Source organism: Streptomyces sp. MA5143a, assembly GCF_900290235.1.
In the GTDB taxonomy this organism is placed as follows: Bacteria; Actinomycetota; Actinomycetes; order Streptomycetales; family Streptomycetaceae; genus Streptomyces.
Genome location: NZ_OLMK01000088.1, coordinates 46986 through 69542, shown reverse-complemented (window position 1 = coordinate 69542; position 22557 = coordinate 46986). Strand labels below are relative to the sequence as shown.

General features: G+C 70.2%; 20 protein-coding genes. 11 read left to right on the top strand and 9 right to left on the bottom strand.

The genetic code is table 11. The features are described from left to right. Positions 1-33: 33 nt before the first annotated feature. Both SMA5143A_RS32765 and SMA5143A_RS32760 read left to right on the top strand, forming a co-directional pair. Complete coding sequence (locus SMA5143A_RS32765) at positions 34-1119, top strand: phosphotransferase (protein WP_107466477.1); 1086 nt, start codon at positions 34-36, stop codon at positions 1117-1119. 43 nt (positions 1120-1162) lie between these two features. Next, positions 1163-2335 carry an ROK family transcriptional regulator gene (locus SMA5143A_RS32760; protein WP_258193868.1) on the top strand — a complete coding sequence of 391 codons (1173 nt, stop codon included), beginning with the start codon at positions 1163-1165 and terminating at the stop codon, positions 2333-2335. Positions 2336-2452: 117 nt separating this feature from the next. Here SMA5143A_RS32760 and SMA5143A_RS32755 read toward each other — a convergent pair whose 3' ends face one another. The 3 genes from SMA5143A_RS32755 to SMA5143A_RS32745 all read right to left on the bottom strand — a co-directional run bounded on the left by SMA5143A_RS32755 (position 2453) and on the right by SMA5143A_RS32745 (position 6598). After that, positions 2453-3484: a winged helix-turn-helix domain-containing protein gene (locus SMA5143A_RS32755; protein ID WP_107466476.1), complete on the bottom strand. Its 1032-nt coding sequence runs from the start codon at positions 3482-3484 to the stop codon at positions 2453-2455. Between the two features lie 166 nt (positions 3485-3650). Next, positions 3651-5318, bottom strand: coding sequence for an alpha/beta hydrolase (locus tag SMA5143A_RS32750; protein ID WP_107466475.1), 1668 nt, complete (start codon positions 5316-5318; stop codon positions 3651-3653). A 137-nt stretch (positions 5319-5455) separates the two neighbouring features. Further along, complete coding sequence (locus SMA5143A_RS32745) at positions 5456-6598, bottom strand: substrate-binding domain-containing protein (protein WP_258193867.1); 1143 nt, start codon at positions 6596-6598, stop codon at positions 5456-5458. A gap of 422 nt (positions 6599-7020) precedes the next feature. Here SMA5143A_RS32745 and SMA5143A_RS32740 point away from each other — a divergent pair, with 422 nt between their 5' ends. The 4 genes from SMA5143A_RS32740 to SMA5143A_RS32725 are packed head-to-tail and all read left to right on the top strand — an operon-like array spanning position 7021 to position 10952. Then, positions 7021-9441, top strand: a complete 2421-nt coding sequence (locus tag SMA5143A_RS32740; protein ID WP_107466473.1) for a sensor histidine kinase — start codon at positions 7021-7023, stop codon at positions 9439-9441. Continuing rightward, the gene (locus tag SMA5143A_RS32735; RefSeq protein WP_181362111.1) at positions 9438-9914 is read left to right on the top strand and encodes a roadblock/LC7 domain-containing protein; all 477 of its coding nucleotides are present in this window, start codon (positions 9438-9440) and stop codon (positions 9912-9914) included. Before SMA5143A_RS32740 ends, SMA5143A_RS32735 begins: the two co-directional genes overlap by 4 nt. A gap of 29 nt (positions 9915-9943) precedes the next feature. Beyond that, positions 9944-10390, top strand: a complete 447-nt coding sequence (locus tag SMA5143A_RS32730) for a DUF742 domain-containing protein (protein WP_107466534.1) — start codon at positions 9944-9946, stop codon at positions 10388-10390. Then, positions 10338-10952 (top strand): GTP-binding protein, encoded by a 615-nt coding sequence (locus SMA5143A_RS32725; protein WP_107466472.1) that lies wholly within the window; start codon positions 10338-10340, stop codon positions 10950-10952. Before SMA5143A_RS32730 ends, SMA5143A_RS32725 begins: the two co-directional genes overlap by 53 nt. 18 nt (positions 10953-10970) lie before the next feature. Here the strand turns inward: SMA5143A_RS32725 and SMA5143A_RS32720 are convergent, their stop codons facing one another. Further along, positions 10971-11681 carry an AAA family ATPase gene (locus tag SMA5143A_RS32720; RefSeq protein ID WP_107466471.1) on the bottom strand — a complete coding sequence of 237 codons (711 nt, stop codon included), beginning with the start codon at positions 11679-11681 and terminating at the stop codon, positions 10971-10973. Positions 11682-11774: 93 nt separating this feature from the next. Next, positions 11775-13163: a VWA domain-containing protein gene (locus tag SMA5143A_RS32715; protein WP_107466470.1), complete on the bottom strand. Its 1389-nt coding sequence runs from the start codon at positions 13161-13163 to the stop codon at positions 11775-11777. Between the two features lie 305 nt (positions 13164-13468). Between SMA5143A_RS32715 and SMA5143A_RS32710 the strand changes: the two genes are divergently transcribed. After that, a complete protein-coding gene (locus tag SMA5143A_RS32710) occupies positions 13469-13789 on the top strand; it encodes a hypothetical protein (protein ID WP_107466469.1) in 321 nt (106 codons plus the stop codon). 81 nt (positions 13790-13870) lie between these two features. Here SMA5143A_RS32710 and SMA5143A_RS32705 read toward each other — a convergent pair whose 3' ends face one another. Further along, a complete protein-coding gene (locus SMA5143A_RS32705; RefSeq protein ID WP_181362110.1) occupies positions 13871-14548 on the bottom strand; it encodes an NAD(P)H oxidoreductase in 678 nt (225 codons plus the stop codon). Positions 14549-14664: 116 nt separating this feature from the next. Here SMA5143A_RS32705 and SMA5143A_RS32700 point away from each other — a divergent pair, with 116 nt between their 5' ends. After that, positions 14665-15660, top strand: a complete 996-nt coding sequence (locus SMA5143A_RS32700) for an AraC family transcriptional regulator (protein WP_441349510.1) — start codon at positions 14665-14667, stop codon at positions 15658-15660. A gap of 6 nt (positions 15661-15666) precedes the next feature. Continuing rightward, positions 15667-16002: a hypothetical protein gene (locus tag SMA5143A_RS44840; RefSeq protein ID WP_375136574.1), complete on the top strand. Its 336-nt coding sequence runs from the start codon at positions 15667-15669 to the stop codon at positions 16000-16002. A 183-nt stretch (positions 16003-16185) separates the two neighbouring features. On the opposite strand, the gene SMA5143A_RS32685 is transcribed toward SMA5143A_RS44840, so the two are convergent. Then, complete coding sequence (locus tag SMA5143A_RS32685) at positions 16186-17616, bottom strand: endo-1,4-beta-xylanase (protein WP_107466466.1); 1431 nt, start codon at positions 17614-17616, stop codon at positions 16186-16188. A 555-nt stretch (positions 17617-18171) separates the two neighbouring features. Then, positions 18172-18603: a tautomerase family protein gene (locus SMA5143A_RS32680; RefSeq protein ID WP_107466533.1), complete on the bottom strand. Its 432-nt coding sequence runs from the start codon at positions 18601-18603 to the stop codon at positions 18172-18174. 275 nt (positions 18604-18878) lie between these two features. On the opposite strand from SMA5143A_RS32680, the gene SMA5143A_RS32675 reads away from it, so the two are divergent. Further along, positions 18879-19175 (top strand): hypothetical protein, encoded by a 297-nt coding sequence (locus SMA5143A_RS32675; protein WP_107466465.1) that lies wholly within the window; start codon positions 18879-18881, stop codon positions 19173-19175. Positions 19176-19335: 160 nt separating this feature from the next. Beyond that, a complete protein-coding gene (bla, locus tag SMA5143A_RS32670; RefSeq protein WP_258193865.1) occupies positions 19336-20202 on the top strand; it encodes a class A beta-lactamase in 867 nt (288 codons plus the stop codon). Positions 20203-20284: 82 nt separating this feature from the next. On the opposite strand, the gene SMA5143A_RS32665 is transcribed toward bla, so the two are convergent. Next, entirely contained in the window at positions 20285-22552 is a 2268-nt protein-coding gene (locus SMA5143A_RS32665) for a glycoside hydrolase family 97 protein (RefSeq protein ID WP_107466463.1), read from the bottom strand. Positions 22553-22557: the final 5 nt, after the last annotated feature.

Here is a 22557-nt window from a genome sequence, read left to right as displayed (position 1 = left end):
GCCGAAAGCCCGACCGCCCGAAGGGACCGCACGGTGAACACCTCGCCCCCCGCACGTATCGCCCAGCACCTGTTCGAGGAGAGCGGCCTGGCGTCGTCCCACGAGCCCATCGCGACGCGGGTGGTGGACACGCTCCTGGCCCGGCACTACCGACTGAGCGGACGTCTCGAACGGCTGGCGACCGAGAAGGACGACACGTTCCGGCTGCGCACCGACACGGCCGACCACCTGGTCAAGGTGTCCCCGCCCGACGAGGCGGTGGCTGTCGTGGCTCTCCAGACGGCCGTGATGCGCCACCTCCACTCCACAGCCCCTCACCTCCCCACCCAGCGGGTCGAGGAGACCGTCGAAGGCGGCGACCACGTACCGATCGAGACGAAGGACGGCGCGGTGCGGGTCCTGCGTGTCCTCGACTTCGTCGAAGGCACCGTTCTGGCGCGGGCGGACCCCGATGCCCACCAGCTGGCCCTGGCCGGGCAGATGCTCGGACGAGTGGATCTGGCTCTGCGGTCGTTCAGCCACCCCGCGGACGAACGGCGCCTCGTGTGGGACCTGCGGTACTTCGGCCAACTGCGGGAGCTGATCGACCACACGCCCGACCCCGCGCACCGTCGGCTGGCCCGGGAAGTCTTCCGCCTCTTCCACGAGACGGTCGTTCCGCGGCTGGGTGAACTGGAGACCCAGGTGATCCATGGTGACTACAGCCCCTACAACGTCCTGGTGGACCCACGGACCGACAGCTTCGTCACCGGAGTGATCGACTTCGGTGACAGCATGCGCAGCGCTTTGATCTTCGATCCCGCCGTCTCGCTCGCGAACCTGCTCGGCCGGACGCCCGAGGATCCCTGGTACGAGGCATGCGGCTTCGTAGCGGGGTACGAGCGAGCTCGTCCGATCAAGGACACCGAACTCCCGCTCCTGCCCGTTGCCGCGCTGGCCCGCCTCACGCTGCGCGCGCTGGTCACCCATTGGCGCGCCGAACGAGTACCGGAGCGCCGCGACTACCTCCTCGAGCACGCCAGGGACGACTGGGTCAACGTCGAACGGGCCATGTCCGTCGCCCTGGAGGAGACCGTGGCCCGCCTGCTGAGCACCCGTGGCCGGCGCGACCCCGGCTGAGACCCCTGGTTCGGACCAGGGACGGTCTCGATAAGGTCATGAGGTGAGCAGCATCAACCCCACACCACGCGACTACAACAAGGCACGTGTCCTTGATGTGCTTCTCTCCTGTGCGCCGTTGACCAGGAACAAGCTCATCGACGTCACAGGGTTGAGCAAGGCGACGGTGTCGCGTGCCGTCGAGGAACTGCGCGCCGACGGGTTCGTCGTGGACGGGGGAGTCGACGCCGTCGTCGGGCGTGGCCGTCCGTCGACGTACCTCGATGTGCCCGAGACGGCCGGCCATGTCGTGGGGGTCGGCTTCGGCGCCGTGACCACCGGCGTGCTGGTGACCGACCTGCGCGGTCGAGAGATCGGCCAGGTGATCGTTCCGACGGTCGAGCACGACGACGTTCCCGCGGCCGGCCGGTGGCTGGTCGACCTGATCGCGCGGACGGCGGCGTCCGCACGAGGGCCACTGCGCCAGGTCGTCGCGGCACTGCCTGCCCACGTCCGCGACGGCGCCGAGGTCTTCCGGCCCGCCGATCGCATGAGGATCTTCTCCGGCAGGGATCTCCAGCGGACCGTCGAGGAGCTCCTGGACGCCCCGGTGACCTTCGACAGTGACGCGAACGCGTCCCTGCTCCAGGTGCTCACGGACGACACGAGCATCCGCAACGCCGCCCTGTTCAGCGTCAGCAGCACCCTGAACTTCGCCACCTGCAAGGACCATGAACTGGCTCGGGGCCGTACCCCCGCCTTCGGCGACATCGGTGCCCTCTCCTCGGGCGTCGACGACCACACCCTCAACGAGCTGCTGAGCACCGCCGGGTTGGTGAAGTTCGCTCGCGACCACGGATGGGACATCGAACACGTCGAGGACCTGTCGCCGACTCCGCAGCACCGATCAGCCCGTGCGGCGACGCTCAACGCGTTCACGACGGCGCTCACCACCGCCGTGAGCATCGTCGCCGTGACCCTCGATCCGGAATCCGTCTATTTCGTCGGCAGGTTGAGCCCGTTGGTGGACGAGGTCCTCCCCGAGGTACGCGAGCGGCTCGGGCACACCCTGTCGGCCGTTCCCCGTATCACCACCGTTTCCCAGGTTCTGGGACTCTCGGTGGCGAGCGGCGCCGTCCACGCCTGCCTCGCCATGGCCCACGAGCGCCTGCGGGACACGCTGCTCAAAGCACGCAGCCGGGGACCGCACCAGGAACACACCGAGCCGGCCTTCTGATCGCGCTCCCGTCAACCGAAAACGGAGCGGGCGCCCCGCTCCCGATATCCGTGAACGCCCGAGTTCCGCAATCACACGGACCGGGCCGGTCGTCGGCTCAGCTGCCCCATCGTCCCCTCACCGGTCGACCCGGACCACGACTTTCGGGCGTGGCCGAATTCCGCGGGCCGGGCCGCCTCCCAGAAGGTCCGTGCCGAGGCCGGTGACGGTGTGCAGAACGGCGCCACCGATCCGTCGACTCGTGAGCAGGCCCGACTCCCGCAGCACCGACACATGGTGACTGACGGTCGCCGGACTGATCCCCAGGCGCAGAGCCATCTCGCTCGTGGTCCGGCCCTCGACCACCTCCTCCAGGACGGCGGCCCGCGACCTCCCGAGCAGCGCGGCCAGCGCCTGGTGGGTGCCGGCACCGGCCGTTCGCGGGGGCGCCAGCCAGCGGGGGTCATGGGTCACCGGGTGCACGAGCACCGGCGGCAGGGAGCCGTCCTTGAGCACGATCGGGCCGGGCCAGCAGAAGAAGGACGGAATGATCCGCAGACCTCGGCCCTGTAAGTGGAGGTCTCCCCGCAGATGGGCGCCCGCGATGTACAGCACCGGCGCCGACCAGCGCACGCTCGGATGCAGCCCCGCCGCCAGACCGGCGAAACCCGACCGCAGCATGGCCCGCGCCGCGACCGACCGGGCCTCGTCGAAACGGGTGCGGACCTCGGTCCAGAAGGGGGCGACGAACCGTTCGTGATGCCGTCGGACCAGGCCGCCGAGCCCGCGCAGCGCCTGGGTGTCGCCGTCGGCGAGCGGGCGCGCCCAACTGGGCAGGGGCCGGGCGAGGGACAGTTCCGTCAGGTCGGTCCGCAGACGGGCGCGGGGCGTGGCGAGCAGTGCGTCCACTCCCGCCTCGAACCCGGCGGAGGCGCTTGTCGGCGTCAGGAAGTCCGCCGAGTAGCCGCGTGGCGGGGCGAGGTGACGCAGCCGGGACAGCGCCGGGTCGAAGGAGCCCCGCGTGGCCCGCCGCCAGGGGCCGAAGACCAGCGGGCCGTCGCGGTTCTGCAGCAGATGCAGGCTGAGCAGCCCCTCCCACAGCGGGTCGGGCTCCTCCGCCAGCACCACCCGCGCCAGGTCCTCGTACGTGAAATGAATGCGCAGTCCCACCGGCTCGCTCTCTCCGACCAGGGCCCTTCTGACGGCTCTCCGCGGCGTCGCGACGCCCGGCACGCCCTCTCGCCATCGAGGGGCGGGCGCCCCCGGTTCCGCGTCCCACGGACGGCTCCGGCGATCGGAGCCGTCCGCTCATGGACCAGCCCGCAGCGCGAGCCGGTCAGCTCACGTCGCCGATGCGCTCCACGCGCTCGTCGACGCCGTTGCGCAGTTCGTTCAGCGTCGTCCCGGGCGGGGCGACCTTCGGAGCGGAGGACGGCGGCTGCACCTCGTCCGCACAGGTGGTCCCGGCGGCCGGGACCTCCAGGTCGACGAGGTAGTCGACGACCGCGTCCGTCGCGCAGGCGCTGCGGCCGAACGCCGTGTGTCCCTCGGCGTCGAACGTCAGCAGCGAGGCGTTGTCCAACTGCCGGGACAGCGCGACCGCGTCCTGGTACGGGGTGTCCGGGTCACCGGTGGTGCCGAGCACCAGGATCGGCGCCGAACCCCGGGCGCGGAAGGAGCCGTCGTAGCGGCTGGGCGTCTTGGCGGGCCACTGGACGCACGCGGTGGCGTGCTGGTGGTCGTAGGTGGGCGGACCGTAGGCCATGGCCGGGCCGAGCAGTGGCGCGTCCTCGGCGTTGTCCGTCACGTTCCGGTGCAGCTGCCGCAGGCTCCCGGGGTAGTCCTTGTCGACGCACTCGACGACCACGTTCGGGCCGAGGAAGTCGAAGCTCGCCGGGGACGGCGGACGGAGAAGGAAGGACGTGTTGTCCCGCAGTTGCGCCTTCTTGAGGGCCTCGCCGAGGGAGGGCCAGATGACCTTGCCCTCGTTGATGTTGAACATCAGCCGGTAGACGAGTGTGTAGCCGTTCGCCCTGCCGCCGTTGGCCGTGGTGACCGGGTTCGCGTCGAGGTCCTTCTTCAGCTGCTCGAACGCCCCACGCGGGTCGCCGTCGCCGAACCCGCAGGTGGCCTGGTCGGCGGCGCACCAGTCGAGGAAGCGGCCCATCGAACCGTCCAACGCCAGGTACTGGGCCCGGTCGTACGCGTAGGGCCGGTGGGCGTACTTGTACGGGTCGTACGCCCCGTCGAGCGTCAGCGCCCGCACCCGCTCGGGGAACATCGACGCGTAGACGGTGCCGATGTACGAGCCGAACGACCGCCCGTAGTACGTCAGTTGCTCCTCACCGAGGGCGCGGCGCAGCAGGTCGATGTCACGGGCGACGTACTCGGTGCCGACATACGGCAGCAGCGAGCCCGAGTTGTCGAGACAGGCCTGGTTGAACTCGGCGGCCTCGCGCAGCGCCGGCCCGAAGGCACCCTGCCCGGGCACACCCTTGGCGTCGGTGACGGCCTTCGAGTACCGGGTGTCGTCGAAGCAGGTGAGCGCCGAACTGCGGCCGACACCGCGGACGTCGTAGCCGAAGACGTCGAACGAGTCGCGGAGGGCGGCCGGGAGGTCGTCGTAGTTGTTGCGGACGAAGTCCACCCCGGAGTTGCCCGGTCCGCCGGGCTGCATGAAGAGCGTGCCCTTGCGCTTGGCCGGGTCGGCGGCCTTCCTGCGGATCACCGCGAGGGTGATCTTGGCCCCTCGCGGTGCCCGGTAGTCCAGCGGAACGTCCGCGTTCGCGCACTCGTACCCGCCCTGGCAGTCGGTCCAGGTGAGCGTGGGCACGGGCGGCGTGGTCGTCCTCGCCGAACCCGGCTTCTGCGGCGCGTTCTGCGCGGCCATGGCCTGCGTCGCCGATCCCGTCGCCGCGAGAACGAGCGCGGTCACGGCGGCACCGGCGAGTCGCAGACGCGGCAGGCGTCTCGGTGTGGTTCGTGTGTGGTGGTACGTGGACATGGATGCGTTCCCCCTGAACGGTCAGAATCCGCCGTCCCCACTGGTCGAGGTGGGGACGGAGACTGTCTGACTGATGAGAGGGCAAAAAGGCCCCAGCGGTGCCACTGTGTCGTGGTTCTCGCGCAATTTTGACGGCGCTACTTGTCCCAGATCTTGCGGTAGGCCCGGCGGTAGCCCTCGGAGTCCCAGGACAGTGAGCCGCCGCTGTTGTCCGCGGTGGTGATGTGGACGGGAGCGACGTACCCGCTGGCCGGTTCGCCCGCGAAGGCGCGGTTGAACTCGTCGACGATCTGCCAGCCCTGCTCGTTGAGGGGCTCGGGCACGGTGGCCGACTGGTACCGCTTGCCGTTGATGCGCTGGAAGGCCGACGGGTCGCCGTCACCGGCGCCGATGTTGAACGGTGCGCCGTCGCCCTTCTGCCCGGCCGCGCGCAGGGCGGGTGCCGCATGGTCGAAGTACAGGTCGTTGATGGCGGCGGAGTACGTCCACTTGTCGCCGAGGCGGGAGTGGAGGGAGGAGACCTTCTCGACGGTGCGGGTGTTGGCCTCGGGTATGGGGATGTTCTCGTAGCTCAGCAGATCGACGTCGGGGCAGGTGGCCAGCTCCTTCTTGATCAGCTCGGACTTCCGCTTCGCGAAGGGGATCGAGGCGTCGGTGAACAGCACCACGCCGGCACGGCCGTTGGACCGGGCGATGATCCAGTCGGCGCTGATCTTCGCTACGTCCTCGACCTTGGTGGTGATGTTGCTGAAGAGCTTGGGCTTCGTGCTGGGGCCGGGGGCGGCGGTGGCGTGCCAGCCGATGAGCGGGATCCCCGCGGCGTCGGCCTGTGCGACCTGCTTGCTCACGGAGCCGGGGTCGAAGCCGCCGATGACGATGCCGGACGGTTCGAGGGCGATGGCCTCGGCCAACGCGGCCCGGATGCCTGCGGGTGTGCCCTGCCCGTCGATGGTGCGCACGTCCCAGCCGATGACCTTCGCGGCTTCCTGCACGCCCTTCGCGACGCCCGACACACCGGGATTGGTCATGGTCTGCGCGACATAGGCGATGGTCCGGCCGGAGACGGCCTCGGGTCCGCTGGTGGGGCCGCTCCAGGGGGCGTTGACGTCCTCGGCCGCTCTGACGGCCTGCTTCGCCTTGGTGAGGACCGTGGGGCAACCGGGCCCCCGGGAAGCGGTGGGTGCCGCGGTGGCGGTCGCACCACTCTCGCAGCCGGTGGTGGTGGCGGCCGCGGCCAGGAACGCGACGACGGCCGCCGTCGCCTTGCGGGTGGAGGGCACAGGGTCTCCTCGAGGGCAGGAGGGGGTACGGGGATCACGTGGGGGGAGGAGACCGATCCAGCGGGTGGCCGGCAGCACAACGGTCATGACGGTGCCTCCGGCTGTGGCCGGGGGGCCGTCGGGGTGGGAATGTAGCAGGGCTCCGACCTGCCCCTCCACGGCGAGGTCATCGCTCGGTAGGCAGCCGTGAACAATTTGTAATCACGTATTGATTACGTACAGCCTCACAGCGATCACAAAGACGGTAGTCTCCCGCCGACGAGATCCGGACACGTGACGCGAATCAGTACCTCGCGTCGCGGGTCTGGTCGTTCACGCCCGGCGGACCGCCGCGTCAGCGCACAGGTCCGTTCCCCGGGCGTCGACGGCCCGGCGGTCACCGCACCTCGACCGCCGATCAGCACACACCCAAGGAGACCAGCGTGCCCGCGAACACAGTGGAGCCGCCGCCCGGCCATGTGGACGGGACCTCTCCGCTCCGCCGGAAAGCGGGCTCCGTTCTCGCCCGGTGGCCGTTCCGGCGGAAACTCAACGTCCTGGTCGTCGCGCCCATCGCGGTCGTCGGTGTCCTGCTCGGCGTCGGTGTCACCGGACAGATGGAGCAGGCCGGTGACGCCGACCGGGTCGCCGAACTGGTCCGCGACAGCGAGCAGGTCGCCAAGCTCATCAACGACGTACAGGCCGAACACCGGTTGGCGCTGCTGCTGTCCGTGCAGTACGAGGCGGCCCGCCCCGGAGCGGCCCGGCCGTCCACCAGCGCCTACCGCGAGGCCCAACGGGCAACCGACGCGCAGGTCAGGACCGTACGCTCCGCGTTCGGGTCGAGCCTTCCGGCCGAGGAGGAACAGGCCCTCGCCTACATCACCGGTCTGGACGTCCTGCGGGAGAAGCTCGACCGGGACTACGTCCCCGCCGCCAACATCGACCCCGCCTACGCGGCCGCCGTCGGCTACCTGATCGACGGCATCGGCCTCGACCGCTTCTCCGCGACCTCGGCGTCCTCGGTGACCAATCTGCTGGACGCGATCCTGCGCGCCGACGCCGCCCACGCGGCGTTCGAGAGCGCCGTGTTCTCGGCCCAGACCCGGGACGCCAACGCCCTCACCGAGTACACGCGCGCGGCCGGTGCCCACGAGCTGTACACCTACCAGGCCGACCGCTTCGGCCGCATCGCCACACCCGCGCAGGGGCTCGCCATGGGCGGCATCGAGCGCGCCGCCGAACAGAACGACCTCACGTCCCAGTTCGCGGAGCTGCAGATCGACCCGGGCGCCCTCCAGTCGCAGAGCGCCCAGGAACTGCGCAAGAAGATCAGCGCCGGCGAGCGACAGGCCGAGACCCGACTCGGCATCACCCGGACCCTGATCGACCAGACCGCCGCACAGGCCGACTCCGCCTCCGCCGCCGCCCTGCGCAAGGCCTGGATCATGCTCGGCGCGGCCCTGCTCGGCTTCGCCGCCTGGCTCGCGTTCTGCGTCCTGGTCCGGCGCTCGGTCATCCGTCCCCTGACCGCCCTGACCGGCTCCGCACGGCAGGTGGTCGAAGCCGCCGACGAGGAACTCGCCCGGGTCGCGGACGACGAACTCGTCGACAGCGCCCCGTTCAGCCCGCGGGCGATACCCGTCCCGGTGCGCGACGAGATCGGCGAACTGGCCGAGGCCTTCAACCGGGTGCAGGTCACCGCCGCCGCACTGCTGGAACGGCAGGTCCTCAGCCGCCGCAACGTCGCCGAGATGTTCGGCAACGTCGGACGCCGGGTCAGCAACCTGACCACACGGCAACTGCTGCTGATCGACGCCGTGGAACGGCAGGAGACCGACCCCGAACTCCTGGAACGGCTCTACCGCATCGACCACCTCGCCGTACGGCTCCAGCGCAACGCCGACAGCCTCATGCTGCTCGCCGGTATCCGGGAGACCGACGTCGAGGCCAGGCCGATCACCCTCGCCGACGTCATACGCTCGGGCCTCGGCCGCATCGAGGGATTCCGGCGGGTGTCCCTGCGTTCCGAGACCGACATCACCGTGGGCCCCGACATCGCCGGCGACCTGACGCTGATGCTGGCCGAACTGATGGAGAACGCCGTCGCGTTCTCCCCGTCCGACACCACCGTCGAGGTGGTCGTCCGGCCCGGCACCGACGTCACCAAGGACGGCGGCGCACTGATCGAGATCATCGACCACGGCCTCGGCATGAGCGCGGAACGCCTCACCGAGGAGAACGCCCGCCTCGTCCGCCGTGAACGCCTCGACCTCGTCCCGACCAAGGTGCTCGGTCTCTTCGTGGTCGGCAACATCGCCCGCCACCTGGGCCTGCGCGTCACCCTGAGCCGCACACCGGGCGGCGGTGTGACCAGCACCGTGTGGATCCCCGCGACGCTCGCGCGGGTGCTGAGCCCCGGGGAGGCCGCACCGCCTCCCGCCGCCCTGGCCGGGCCCGTGGCGGTCCTCCCACCGAAGACCGCCGCGCCCGCGACGGCCACCCCGGCCACCCCCGAACGGCGGCCGGTCGCCGTGTCCACGACCGGTGACCTGCCCAGACGCGTCCCGCCCCGTGCGAACACCACCACCGGCGCCCCCGACGGGCACTCCCCGTCGACGACGGCCCGGCCACTGCGGCGGCGGGTGCGGGGCGCGACGCTCACCACGACCGCCACCGTCGACCGGAACATCCCCGCCGCGCGACAGCCCGCCGACGCCGACGCCGTCCGCGCGGAACTCGACGAGTTCGAGGCCGCCGTACGCAGGGCCGAACAGGACAGCGCCGCGCCGGCGGCCCCGGACACCGACCGCATGACAGCAGTACGAGAAAACCCCAGAAGGCCAGAAGGAGACGGGCAGTGACCATGTCGACAGATGACAGCACCCCCGAACAGGCGAAGCCCACCGATCTGCGCACCGCCGCGGCCGACTTCACCTGGCTGCTCGACCGTTTCGCCACGGAGACCGCCGGCGTCGTCGACGCCATCGCGGTGTCCTCCGACGGTCTGCTGATCGCGGTCTCCCAACTGCGCGACAGGGCGGACTCGGAGCGGCTCGCCGCGATCGTGTCCGGCGTCACCAGCCTCGCCGCCGGGGTCTCCGGCAACTACGGCCTCGGCGGCCTCAACAAGGTCATCATCGATCTGGAGGGCGGCCACGTACTGGTGTCCGCCATCGGAAACGGCGCCGTACTCGGCGTGGTCGCCTCCAAGGAGGCGAAACTCGGCAACATCGCCTATGAGATGACCCTCTTCGCCAACCGCGCCGGAGCAGCGCTCACCCCGCAACTGGTGATGGAGCTGAAGAACAGCGTCGGCGCCCCCGTGGTCGGCTGACCCATCCCGCGAGGCAGGAGGTCGTCATGGTGGCCGGTGGACGAGAACCACAGGAGACAGAGGAAGGGACTTGGGACGATGAAGAGGAGGCCGCGGTCGGCCGGGCTCCCGCGGTCCGACCGTTCCTGCTGACCGCCGGCCGGGTGTCGGGGGGAGGCGCGGCGGCACCGATCCCGATCGAGACCCAGATCGTGTCGACGGCGGCCGGGCTCAGCGTCCTCGGCAAACTCGCCTTCGAGCACCACGACATCGTCGCCGCCTGCCGACGGCCGCAGTCGGTCGCGGAACTGGCCGCCCGCCTGCGCCTGCACCTCAACGTCGTCCGCGTGCTCGCCGAGGACCTGTGTGCCGCAGGGCACCTGGCGATCTATGTGCCGCACGCCCGGGCCGCCCAGGACATCTCCGTACTGCGAAGGGTTATCAATGGTCTCCGTGCCGTCCCCGACTCACGGGGCACACTCCGCGACAGCGGTTGAACAGCCGCCGCTGCCGGTCAAGCTGGTCATCGCCGGCGGCTTCGGGGTCGGCAAGACCACCACCGTGGGGTCGATCTCGGAGATCCGCCCCCTCACCACCGAGGCCGCGATCACCGAGGTCGCCGCGGGTGTGGACGACCTCACGCACACGCCCGACAAGACCACCACCACCGTCGCCATGGACTTCGGCTGCATCACCCTCGACCCGACCCTGAAGCTGTACCTGTTCGGCACACCGGGCCAGGACCGCTTCGGCTTCATGTGGGACGACATCGTCGACGGCGCGGTCGGCGCCCTGGTCATCGTCGACACCCGCCGCCTCGACGACTGCTACGCGGCCGTGGACTACTTCGAACACAAGCGCATCCCGTTCGCGGTCGCCGTCAACGCCTTCGACGGAGAGGTCGAACACGACCTGGAAGAAGTGCGGTGGGCGCTGGACATCGCCGACCACGTACCGCTGACCGTCTTCGACGCCCGCCGGACCGGCTCGGTGCGGGACGCGCTGCTCGTCGTCCTCGACGTCGCCCTGTCCCGCGCCCAGGCGGCCGCGGCGACGTGACGGTGAGGGGGGCACGGCCTATGGTTCGACGATGTGCCGCAGATAGGCGTGCGGGTCGGCGAGATAGCGCCGCCAGTGATCCACGATGCCGAGCTCCTGCCAGGCGACCCGGCGCATGCCGTGCTCGCCGACCTCGATGATGTCCGCGCCCGGCAGGGCGGTGAGCAAGGGGGAGTGGGTGGCACAGACGACCTGGCCGCCCTCCCCGGCCAACCGGTCGAGGTGCCCGATCAGCTCCAGGCACGACGAGAAGGAGAGCGCGGCCTCCGGCTCGTCGAGAACATAGAGCCCCGGGTCGAGGAACTTCCCGCGGAGCGCCGCGAGAAAGCCCTCACCGTGGCTGACCGAGTCCGGCGAGAAACCCTCCCGGTCCAGGGCGTCCCACGCGGTCTCGGCCCGCAGGAAGAAGCCCTTGCGGGCCGACCAACTGGTCATCATGCGGCGCCCGCGTGAGGTCGCGTCGAACTTCATCCGCCCGCCGAGTTCCGACTTGCCCCGCGAGGGGGCGTGGCGCCAGTCGTGGGAGCCGCCGTACGAGTCCAGCCCGAACCCCTCGGCCAGCGCCTCGACCAGGGTCGACTTCCCCGAACCGTTCTCACCGACCAGAAAGGTCACCGGTGCGGTGAAGCGCAGCCCTTCGTCGAGCAGCTGGCGGACGCAGGGCACCGACCAGGGCCAGGCGTCCTCGTCGTACGAGGAGAGATGAGCGTACGCGCGTTCGACAATCACGGGACCAGTGTCGCTCACCAGGCGGAAGACGCATGCGCCGGCAGACAGTCGGCGTTGCGGAGACCTGACGGTGCGAGGAGAACCCAGGCCGGCTCAGATGATGTGCAGTCGCCGTGCCTCGCGGATCCACGAGGGGAACTCGGACAGCAGCCGGTCGTAGAGCTCTGTGTCCGGTACGCGGCTGATGTCGTCGACGGCGAAGAATCCGACGTTGTCGACGCGTCGGCCCGGGAGCGTGTCGAACCGTTCCAGGACGCCGTACTGAGCGCGTCCCAGTCCGACGAACTGCCAGAAGACCGGTTCGTCCACCGCCTCGCGCAGCTCGGTCTCGATCTCCTTGTTCCGGTAGACGCCGCCGTCGGAGAAGAAGAGAACCAGGGTCGGGGCCGCCGCCGGGTGTTCCCTGACGTAGGTCCGCACCTCGGCGATCACCTTCTGTTCCTCGTTCTGGATGCCGACCGCGCGCATGTCCACCTGGCCCGGCAGCAGTCCCTTCGGTGGCTTCTTGCGCCGGAACAACGCCAGTTCACCGACCCGGACATGGTGCTGGAGCCACTGCGGCAGGTCGCCCAGCGTGAGGTCCGGCAGCCGGGCCGGGTTCGACGCGAACGTCCATGCCTGCATCTCCCCGTCGTCGTCGAGCTGCGCGGCCACCGCGGCCATCCGCTCGACGACGTCGGCGACGACGCCCTTCGAGTACAGCATCGACATCGACCCGGAGGCGTCCAGGACCAGGATGACGCGCGCGGTCACCCCCTCCGCCCCGTGCTTGCGCAGACTGACGGCCACCTGCTCCTTGCGCAGGGAAAGCCGCTTGCGCATGTCCACCGGCAACCGCTCCTCGCCCTTGACGAGCCGCGGGGCGGGTGTCCCCGGGGCGGCGGGCGTGGGAGGGGGAGGAGGCGCGGGTGTGGCCGCGGAGGAAGCCGTCGGCGTGGTGGCGGCCGGGTCTTCGTCCACGCTGATCCCGAAGTCGGTGGCCAGCCCCGCGAGTCCGGACGCGTATCCCTGTCCCACGGCGCGGAACTTCCACTGACCGGCCCGCCGGTACAGTTCTCCGCCGATGAACGCGGTCTCCGTCGTCGCCTGCATCTCGAACAACGCCAGCTGCCCGCCCGTCGCGGCGTCCAGCAGCCGCAGCCGCAGACCGGACAACTGGCCGAAGGTACCGCCGTCCGCGGAAGCGCCGAGAACGACCCGGTCGATCCCCGGCTCCAGGGCCTCCAGGTCCACCCCGACGGTGTCCGTCGTCCCGGCACCGTCGCTCCGCTTGCCCAGGTGGCGCACGGCACCCGAAGCGTGCTGGGGCTGGTTGTAGAAGACGAAGTCCCCGTCGTCCCTCACGCGCCCGTCGGTGCCGAGCAGCAGCGCCGAGGCATCGGCGTCCGGCCCTCCGGGGCTCCCGGACCAGCCGAGCTCGACGTGCACCGCCTTGGCGGCGACGGGAAGGTTGCCGCCTTTGGCCATCGATGTTGCTGTCATGCGCCCAGTCTGCCCAGAGAACCCGCCACCGGGAAGCTTCGGCGGATCCGTTGACGGTCTTGGCCGACGGCACGCAGTACCAGCAGCGAGTGTCAGATCCATCATGCCTGTTCGGAGGCGGTTTCGGTAGGACGGAGCGCACGTCCGTTCGGGCTTGTCGCGGGTGGTGGTCCGCCCGCAGACTCGTCGTCATCCACTCTCCGACGTCCGTGTCGGCATCCGTTCCCGGCTGCCGGCGCGTTCGCTGTGCTGTCCCGTCGCGCGACGGGACGGGTCGGAGGGGGTGAGGGTACGAAGGGGGATCGATGGATCAGGACATGGTTCTGCGGGCGAAGGTCCAGCTGCTCAGCGCGAACCGGCGGGTGGTGCGCGGCGTCGAAGGGCTGTGGATCTACCGCCTGCTGACGCAGGTCGAGCCGGAGGTGTACGGGTCGAAGTTGGCGTACGTCCTGGTGGAGGCCAGCGCCTCGCCGCTGGTGCGGGAGCTGCCCGGGCAGCGGCTGGCCCTCCTGGACGAGGCGGTGGCGGTGGCGACGGCCCTCGACGCCGCGAACCCCTACCGCGCCAAGATGCTGGCCAGAGCGCTCGCCGCCCGACGGGAACTTGACGGCCCGCAGGCCATGTAGCGGCGGGAAACGCCCCATTGGATGCGCGTCAGGTCCGCGGCACACGCGGACCTGACGCGCACCACCAACGCCCCCTGGCGCTCAGACCGCCGCACTCTCCTCGGCGAGGAGCTTCTCCACGAACTCCTCGGCACGGCGGTCGAAGTCCGCGTACTGCGCCTCCCGTTCGGCGCCGGTGACCGCGTCGCCGACCAGGAGGTTGCCCTCGGCGTCGACGCGCTGCGGGCGCTCCTCCGCGTCGGTGAGAAGGCCGACGGTGGAGTGGGAGAAGCCGCAGTAGGAGGCGATGCCCTCGCTCAGACTGGTCTCGAGGACGCTCCGCATCCCCTCCACGAGGGGATCGTCGGCAGTGGCGCCGGCCAGGCCCAGCCACAGGATGCGTTTGCCGGCGAGGCGGGGCTCGCTGCGTCCGTAGGCGAACCCGTAGTTCCATACGCGGTCGATCCAGCCCTTGAGGATGGCGGGCACGCTCTGCCAGTACACCGGGAAGACGGCGACGACGGCATCGGCGTCGAGGACGCGCCGCATGTGCGCGTGCACCTCGTCCGAGTACCTCTTCTCCCGGTCGCCCCAGTCCGGCTGGTCCGCCACGTTCATCCGAGGGTCGAACCCCTCGGCGTGCAGGTCGAGAAGGTCGACGCGGTAGCCGGCGGCCTCGAGCCGGGCGGCGGCCCGCCCGGCCGTGTGCGCGGTGAGGGAATCGGTGCGGTGGTGTGCGACGACGACGAGTGCTGTGGCACGGCTGTCGGCTTGCGTCACGGTGTCTCCCGCTGGTCTCGGTCGGTCCGATGAACGACTCCAGTACAGCCCCGACGGCGTAGATGATCCATGGGAGATCCGCTCGGAAACATAGGAGATCGTCTACGATGTGCGCCGTGGATCCTCTGAGTTCGCTGCTGAGCGGCATCCGGGCCGAGGGCTCGGTCGTCTGTCACGCCGTACTGGCGGCGCCCTGGACCATCCGCTTCGCCGACGCCGCGCCGCTCGTCATGATCAGCGTGCTGCGGGGCGGTGGCACGCTGCTGCTCCCCGACGGAACGGAACGGACGATCGGTGCCGGTGACACCGCCATCGTGCGCGGACCCGAACCGTTCCATCTCGTGGACCACCCCACCACCGTGCGCGGGCCCCGTGCCGCGTACGAGATCGCCTGTTTCACCGAGAGTGCCGACTGCACCGCCCAGGAACTGGCCGGTATCCACTGGGGCGCCGACTCGCAGGAGGCGACCGCGTTGATCGTGGGCGCCTACCGCGCCTCGGGCCACCGCCATGAGCGGCTCCTGCGTGCCCTGCCTCCCGTCCTGGTGGTCGAGGAGGACGCCGAGGTCTGCGCCTGGCTGGAGACGGCCGCCGCCGACGCCGCCCAACACTCGGCCGGCTCACAGGCGTTGATGGACCGGCTCCTCGACTGGGCCCTGGTGTGCACCCTGCGCAGCTGGTTCGGCAAGGCGGGCGCCGACGCGCCCAGTTGGTACCGCGGCCTCGCCGACCCGGTCCTCGCGCCCGCCTTGCAGTCCTTCCACGACCGGCCCGCCGCACGCTGGACGGTGGCCTCCCTGGCCGCTCGCTCCGGCGTCTCACGGGCACTGTTCGCCAAGCGCTTCACCCTGCTGATGGGCCGTCCGCCGCTCGCCTACCTCACCGAATGCCGCATGGACGAGGCCGAAGTGCTGCTGTCCGACACCGACCTCGGCATCGCCGAGATCGCCAGGTCGGTCGGTTACGCCGACGCCTTCGGCTTCAGCGCCGCGTTCAAACGCCTCAAGGGCCTGAGCCCCAGCGGCTACCGCGCCACCACGGCCGCAAGGCCGGGTTCTCTGCTACCGGCAGACCGACCCTTGTCAGTGAATCCTCGGCCTCACTTGCCGTAGTAGGCGTTGTGGATCGAGATCGTCGACCTGTTGCCCTTCCTGTCGATGATCTCGGCGCGGAGGGAGATCCCCTTCCCCTTCGCCGGGTTCTTCACCGTGATCCCTCCGTTCCGGACTTCGGTCTTCTTCCAGGTCCTGCCGACGTCGTACGAGACGTACACCGACAGCGACTTGAGGTTCCGGCCCCTCGCCGCGCCCAACCGTACGGGCTCCCGGACCGGCGGCACCGGCCTCGGCCTGACCATCGCCACCGGTCAGGCCCGCCTGCTCGGCGCCCGCCTGACGTTCCGCAACCACCCGGAGGGGGGCGCGGAGACGGAGCTGCGCCTGCCCCCGGACTGACCCGCCGGGCTGACCCGCCGGGCTGACCCGCCGGACTGACCCGCCGGACCGACCGCCGCCGGACGGGTCGAGGTCTGACGGCACGGCGAAGGCGCCCCCTCCTTGATATACGTCCCGGCCGCGCCGAGCAGGCCCGGTGGGAGGGTCGCCGCCACCACGGCGGCGACCCCGAACCCCCAGCGATCAGGTGCGGGTCCAGCGCTGGCTGCCGCTGTTCGAGCAGGTGGAGATCTGGATCGGGGTGCCGTTGGCGGTGCCGCCCGACGCGGTGTCGAGGCACAGGCCGGACTGGACGCCGACGATGGTTCCGTCGGAGTTGAGGCGCCACTTCTGGTTGTCCCCGCCCCAGCACCCGTAGATCTGGACCTTGGTGCCGTTGCCGGTCCCGGCCGCGTCCAGACACTTGTTGCCGTAGACCCTCAGTTCGCCGGCCGCGGTGTACGTCCACTGCTGGTTGGTGCCGCTGTGGCAGTCCCACAGTTGGACCTGGGTGCCGTCGGCGGTAGCGCTACCGGGCACGTCGACACAGCGGCCCGAACCGACGCCCTTGACCGGTTTGGCGTCCGAAGGCGGCGTGGGGGTACCGCCGTTCAGTGCGTTGAGGACGGAGGTGTAGGCGGGCTTCTTGCTTCCGTCGCGGTTGAACAGCAGCGGCGAGTGCTCCGGTCGCCAGGAGTCGGAGTCGCGCACACCCCAGACGGTGATGCCGAGGCAGCGCGGGACGGCCAGGCAGTCGTTGACCACGTTGGCGTAGGTCGTGCCCGAGGCGCCCTGGATGTCGAGTTCGGTGATGGCCACGTCGACGCCGAGGGCGGCGAAGTTCTGCAGGGTGGTGCGGAAGTTGCTGTTGTACGGGCTGTCGTTGTTGAAGTGCGACTGGAAGCCCACGCAGTCGATGGGCACGCCACGCTGCTTGAAGTCCCGGACCATGGAGTACATCGCCTGGGTCTTGGCCCAGGTCCAGTTCTCGACGTTGTAGTCGTTGTAGCAGAGCTTGGCGGCCGGGTCGGCGGCACGCGCGGTGCGGAAGGCGACCTCGATCCAGTCGTTGCCGGTGCGTTGCAGGTTGGAGTCGCGACGGGCTCCCGAGTTGCCGTCGGCGAAGGCCTCGTTCACGACGTCCCACTGAACGATCTTGCCCTTGTAGTGCGCCATCACGCCGTTGATGTGGCCGATCATCGCCTGGCGCAGGTTGCTGCCGCTGAGGCTCTGCATCCAGCCGGGCTGCTGGGAGTGCCAGGCCAGGGTGTGGCCGCGCACCTGCTTGCCGTTCTGCACCGCCCAGTTGAAGACGCGGTCGGCGCCGGAGAAGTTGAACTGACCCCGCTGCGGCTCGGTGGCGTCGATCTTCATCTCGTTCTCGGCCGTCACCGAGTTGAACTCACGGTTCGCGATCGTCGTGTACGCGGAGTCGCCCAGCCTGCCCGAGGCGATGGCGGTACCGAAGTAGCGGCCGCTCTGCGCCGCCGCGGCGCCGAGCGTGCTCTCGGCGGCGTGTGCGGTCGGCGGCGCGACCAGCGCGGCGGCCGCGGCGAGCACGCCGACGAACAGTGCCGGCAGCAGGCCGCGGATCTTGCGGCGGACACCTGGTCCTGGAAGGGCGTACAAGCCCATGACTGTGCCTCCAAGGTAGAGATCACGGAATGGCTGTAGCGCGGGGGAACGTCTCGACACGGGTATGGGGGGGACTCCATAGCGGCTCGCCGACGCGGTCGAGGGCACGGTTTCTGGTCGGCTTCCCGACACGGATGATTGAGGGATTGACGATGAATCGTCAATACTCGCCACACAAAAAGTTTCAGCTTTCGCTTCGAAACATTCGGAAACCCGCAGGGTGGCGGGAGCGCACCTTCGGGGCCGCCGACCGTCGAACGGCATAGGCCTCGGGTCGAGTCCGGAGCAGGCGCGCGGAAACCTCTGGCGCCGCCCTCAACTGCCGTCCTTCACACTCCTGGGTCGGGAAGCCGTGTGGGGACTGCCGGTCTGACGCCGGTCGGATTCCCGGCTCGGCAAGCTCGAGGAAGAGGCCAGTTTGTAGACAGATCAGCCAGAGCCCTTGACCGCAGGGCTCCGCATTCCTAGGTTGTGGCGTCAAAGATTCTGGGAAATCTTCGAAACTTTCGAGACCGGCAAGGAGGCAATCCGACTTCACGTGCCGACCGCAGGTCGTTACGCCTCGTCGCGCTGCTTCTTGGCGATGGCCGCGAGGTCGGCACGGCGGACGACCCGTCCCCCCGCCCCCCAGGTCCCGTCGGGCTGCTCGTGCACCAGCACCCATACCCGCGGTGCGTCCGTCCGGGAGAGTCCGGCCGCCGACAGGACGACCTCGGTGGCTTCCGCCACCAAGCCGGCGGTGCCCTCCGCGGAGAGCACTCCCTGGGGGACCGTGACGTCGACGAGGAAGCGGGACGCGTCATCCTCGGCGGTGGTCTGGGCCCCTTCGGGCAGTTCGACGAGGTAGCTCCACAACTGGGCGCGGAAGAACGACGCGTCGGGCGCCCCCTCCCAACGCAGCAGGGCAGCGGCCAGATCGCGCTGGACGGACTTGCGGCCCTCCTCGGTGAGGGAGTGTGCCGGAGCCGTGAGCCGGATCATCGACATGCCGAGTTCTCCCTTGTCGGCCGTGCGCACCACCCAGCGCCGCACGGCAAGATCTACGACGGTCGTTCACGACCAGGCCGACACGACGGTGACGTGAGAGACACCCGGAGGACCCCGGTCCTGAGACCCGCCACTTCATCGCGCGAACGCATCGTAGCCGGTTCACCATCTCGTTCGATCACCACCTCTCTCCCGCTTCCGCACCTGATGCCGGCAAGCCCAGGGCGGCCCTGTAGGAGCCCCCGTTGTCAGTGGCGCCTGCAAGGCTTGGTCGGATGAACGGCGACGAGCAGCTGCTGAACGGCCGGGTGTACGGCGCGGAGCACGACGACCCCCACCCCGGCCCGCTCCCACACCGGACCTACGCCGCACTCGTCGGCGGACCCCTGGACGGTCTGCTGCTGGACATCCACGGCTGGCGAACCGAAGAAGTCGACGACGGCGCGGCCCTGTCCACCGAACTCGGACGCTGGCCCGGCGGCCGCGCCCTGTACGACCCCCGCCCCGGTGAACCCCGCACGCCGGGCCCGGGTGTGAGCTGCCGCTTCTACTACTCCGGCGACACCCCCTGACCGTCAGCGGCCCGACCACGGCGGGTCAGCCGCGACGTCGGCGGCTGCTGTCGAACGCAACCGGGCCGCGAGCCGCTGCGTCGATCACTGACGGAACTTCAGACGCACGTCGATGAAGGAGTGAACGATGTTACGGACGAGCGGCCCTCTTGCCTCTGCGATGAACCGGCGCACGCTGCTGGTGGCCGGTACGGCCACCGCCACAGCCCTGCTCACGACCCCGCCCGCTCGCGCGTCCGACGGTGTCACCGACGGTCTTCGCGCGCTGGAGGGGCAGTACGGGGCCCGGCTGGGGGTCTACGCCCACCATGTCCGTACCGGAAAAACGATCCGGCACCGTGCCGACACACTGTTCCCGATCTGTTCGCTGTTCAAGACGCTCGCCGCGGCGGCGGTGCTGCGCGACCTGGACCGCGACGGCGAGGTGCTGTCCCGCCGGATCCACTACACCGCGGCCGACCTCCTCGAGAACTCGGACGTGACCAGGGAGCACCTGGCCACGGGCATGACGATCGCCGAGCTGTGCGACGCCACGATCCGCCACAGTGACAACACCGCCGGCAATCTGCTCCTGCGCGAACTGGGCGGCCCCACGGCGATCACCCGTTTCGCCCGGTCCCTCGGTGACCCGGTGACCCGGCTGGACCGGTGGGAGACGGAGCTGAACTCGGGCGAGCCGTGGCGGATCACGGACACCACCAGCCCGCGCGCGATCGGCCGCACCTACGCCCGGCTCGTCCTCGGCGACGCGCTCAGCCGGCCCGACCGCGCGCTCCTCACCCACTGGCTGCTGCACAACCAGACCAGCGGCACCCGCCTGCGCGCGGGTCTGCCGTCCTCATGGGCCGTCGCGGACAAGACGGGTGGCGGTTCCTACGGCACCAACAACAACGTGGGTATCGCCTGGACCGAGGACGGCACCCCGCTGGTCCTCTCCATCATGTCCCGCAAGTTCGACCAGGACGCCACGACGGAGAACAAGCTGATCGCGGACACCGCCCACCTCCTGGCCGGCGCCCTGCGCTAGCACCGCCTGCCGCACATCTCCGTAGGCAGACAGACAGGCCCGGCCCTGACGCGAGCGTCAGGGCCGGGCCCACGGGCGGTTCTCAGGAGACGGTGAACATCTGGTGGTCGCCGCCGTCGAACGGGCGTTGCTCCAACTGGTCGCCCTGGGCGTTGCCCGCGGTGAGATAGAGACCGCTGTGGCGGTTGAGGAGCCGGACACGGCCGTCGCCCGCGTCCTCGGCCAGCCATTCGTCGTTGGTGTTCGCGTTGGCCTCGTAGGTGTACTGGATCGCCTTCGCGCCCGCGTCGCGCGACGCGTACCGGATGACGACGTCCCTGCCACTGGCCTGGTTGACGATCCGTGTGTATCCGTCGTCGAGGGGCACGAACGCGAAGCGCTGGTTGGCGCCGCCGGTGCTGGGCCAGCGGATGATCGCGGCGTCGTTCGCGAGGCTCGCGCTCCTCACGTCGAGTACGTGGTTGCTGCCGGCGATGGTCACCGTGCGGTTGCCGGTGGGGAAGGCCGCGACCTTGGTCAGTCTGACCGCGTGGCCGCCGCCCGCGACCGCCGGGACGCTCAACGTGTCACCGGCCTGGATGACCTTGCTGGTGCGGGTCAGGCCGTCGGGACCGTCGGTGATGATCTCCGCGTGCCAGGTACCGGAGCCGAGGAACGTCGTCGGGTAGCTGATGGTGGTGGCGCCGCCGCGCCTGAGCGCGCCGACGAACCACCGGTCACCGCTGCGGCGCGCGATGACCCCTCCGGTGAGCGGGTCGCCCGAGACGTACTTCGTCTCGTCCCACACGGTCGGCAGCATACGCAGCCACCGCTGTGCCTCGGGACGGGCCTGGTAGTCCGAGATACGGCCGCCGGGCAGCATGATGCCGCTGTCCAGGAGTACGCCGAGGGCGAGTTCGGCTCCGTCGCTGTTCGGGTTGCCCTGCTGGAAGCTCATCGGCGAGTAGTCGGCCGGGCCGAGGACACCGCGCGTGAACGGGAGGGCGGCCACGTGCCCGATGTTCCGGCCACCGGGGTATTCCTCGCCCCGGACGGCCTCGTTGGTCAGCACGTGCGGCCAGGTGCGGTGGACGCCGACGGACAGGCGCGAGCCGTGCAGGTCGACCATCAGCTTGTAGCGGGCGGTGTCGGCCAGGGTCGCGTCGTACCACTGCTGTCGGGCTTGGGACTCGGACCCCATGAAGTCCATCTTGACGCCGGCGACACCCCACCCTGTGATCTTGGTGAACTGGGTGTCCCGCTCGGCGGCGGTGTCCAGGTCCTGCCAGTGGTACCAGAGCATGATCCGCACGCCGCGCTCCCGAGCGTAGGTCACGAGCTCGGGGATGATCGCCTGGTTGTCCTTCCACCCGTCGTCGACCAGGAGATAGGGCCAGCCCTGCGAGGAGGCGTAGTCGGCCCACTGCTTGAGCTTGGTCAGATCGCGCTGGGTGTTCCACATGCCGTCCAGCCATGGCCACGCGGCGATACCCGGCTTGATCCACGAGGTGTCGGAGACCTTCGACGCGGGCGCCACGTCGTCGACCAGCGTGGACTCCACGACCGTCGCCGTGCTGCCGATGGCGGCGGTGCGCCAGGCCGTGGCGAACGCGCCGGACCGCACGATCTGCGCGTCGGCCAGCGCGACGGTGAACCGGTCGGTGCCCTGGGTGTGCGTGAACCGGCCACCCGAGTAGCCGCCGTCCACACCGGACTCGGCGAGCAGCACCCGCGCGCCGTTGGACTGCTGGGCGAACATGCCCATGTCGTAGGAGCCCGTCGCCACGTCGGCGACCGAAGAGGTCACATAGCCCCTTTCGTGATCGGCGCTGAACTCCTGCCGGGACAGCTGGGCGTCGGCCGGCAGATCGAACGAGGTCGCCTCGCGCAGCACCGTCGCACCCGACGGCAGCTCGTAGCGCAGCGCCATGCCGTCCGGGGAGGTGCGGACGTGCACGGTCATCCGCGCGGAGCCCTTCGCGAACACCAGTCTCGTCTCGGTCGCGGACCGCGTCCGGACACGGGACTTCCCCGCTTGGACCTCGTAGGTGGAGGTGACGGGCGCATCCGTGCGGCTGACGAAGTCCAGTCCGGTGGTGAAGTCGACCTGGCTGGTCACCAGACCGATCGGAGCGGGTGTCAGTGCCTGGCGGCAGTTCCAGGTCGCGCCGAGCGAGAGGGCGCCGTTCGCGTCCAGCGCGACGGTGGCGCGTACGCCGTCACAGCCGGTCTGTGCGACACCGGGCTGGACCGAGGTCCAGCTTCCCGGCGTGGCGGCGGATGCGGGCACGGCGGTCACCGTGCCGAGGACGGCCAGGACGGCGGTGGCCGTCCCGGCGACTCGGGTACCGCTTCGTCGAGGGACTTTCATGCGGC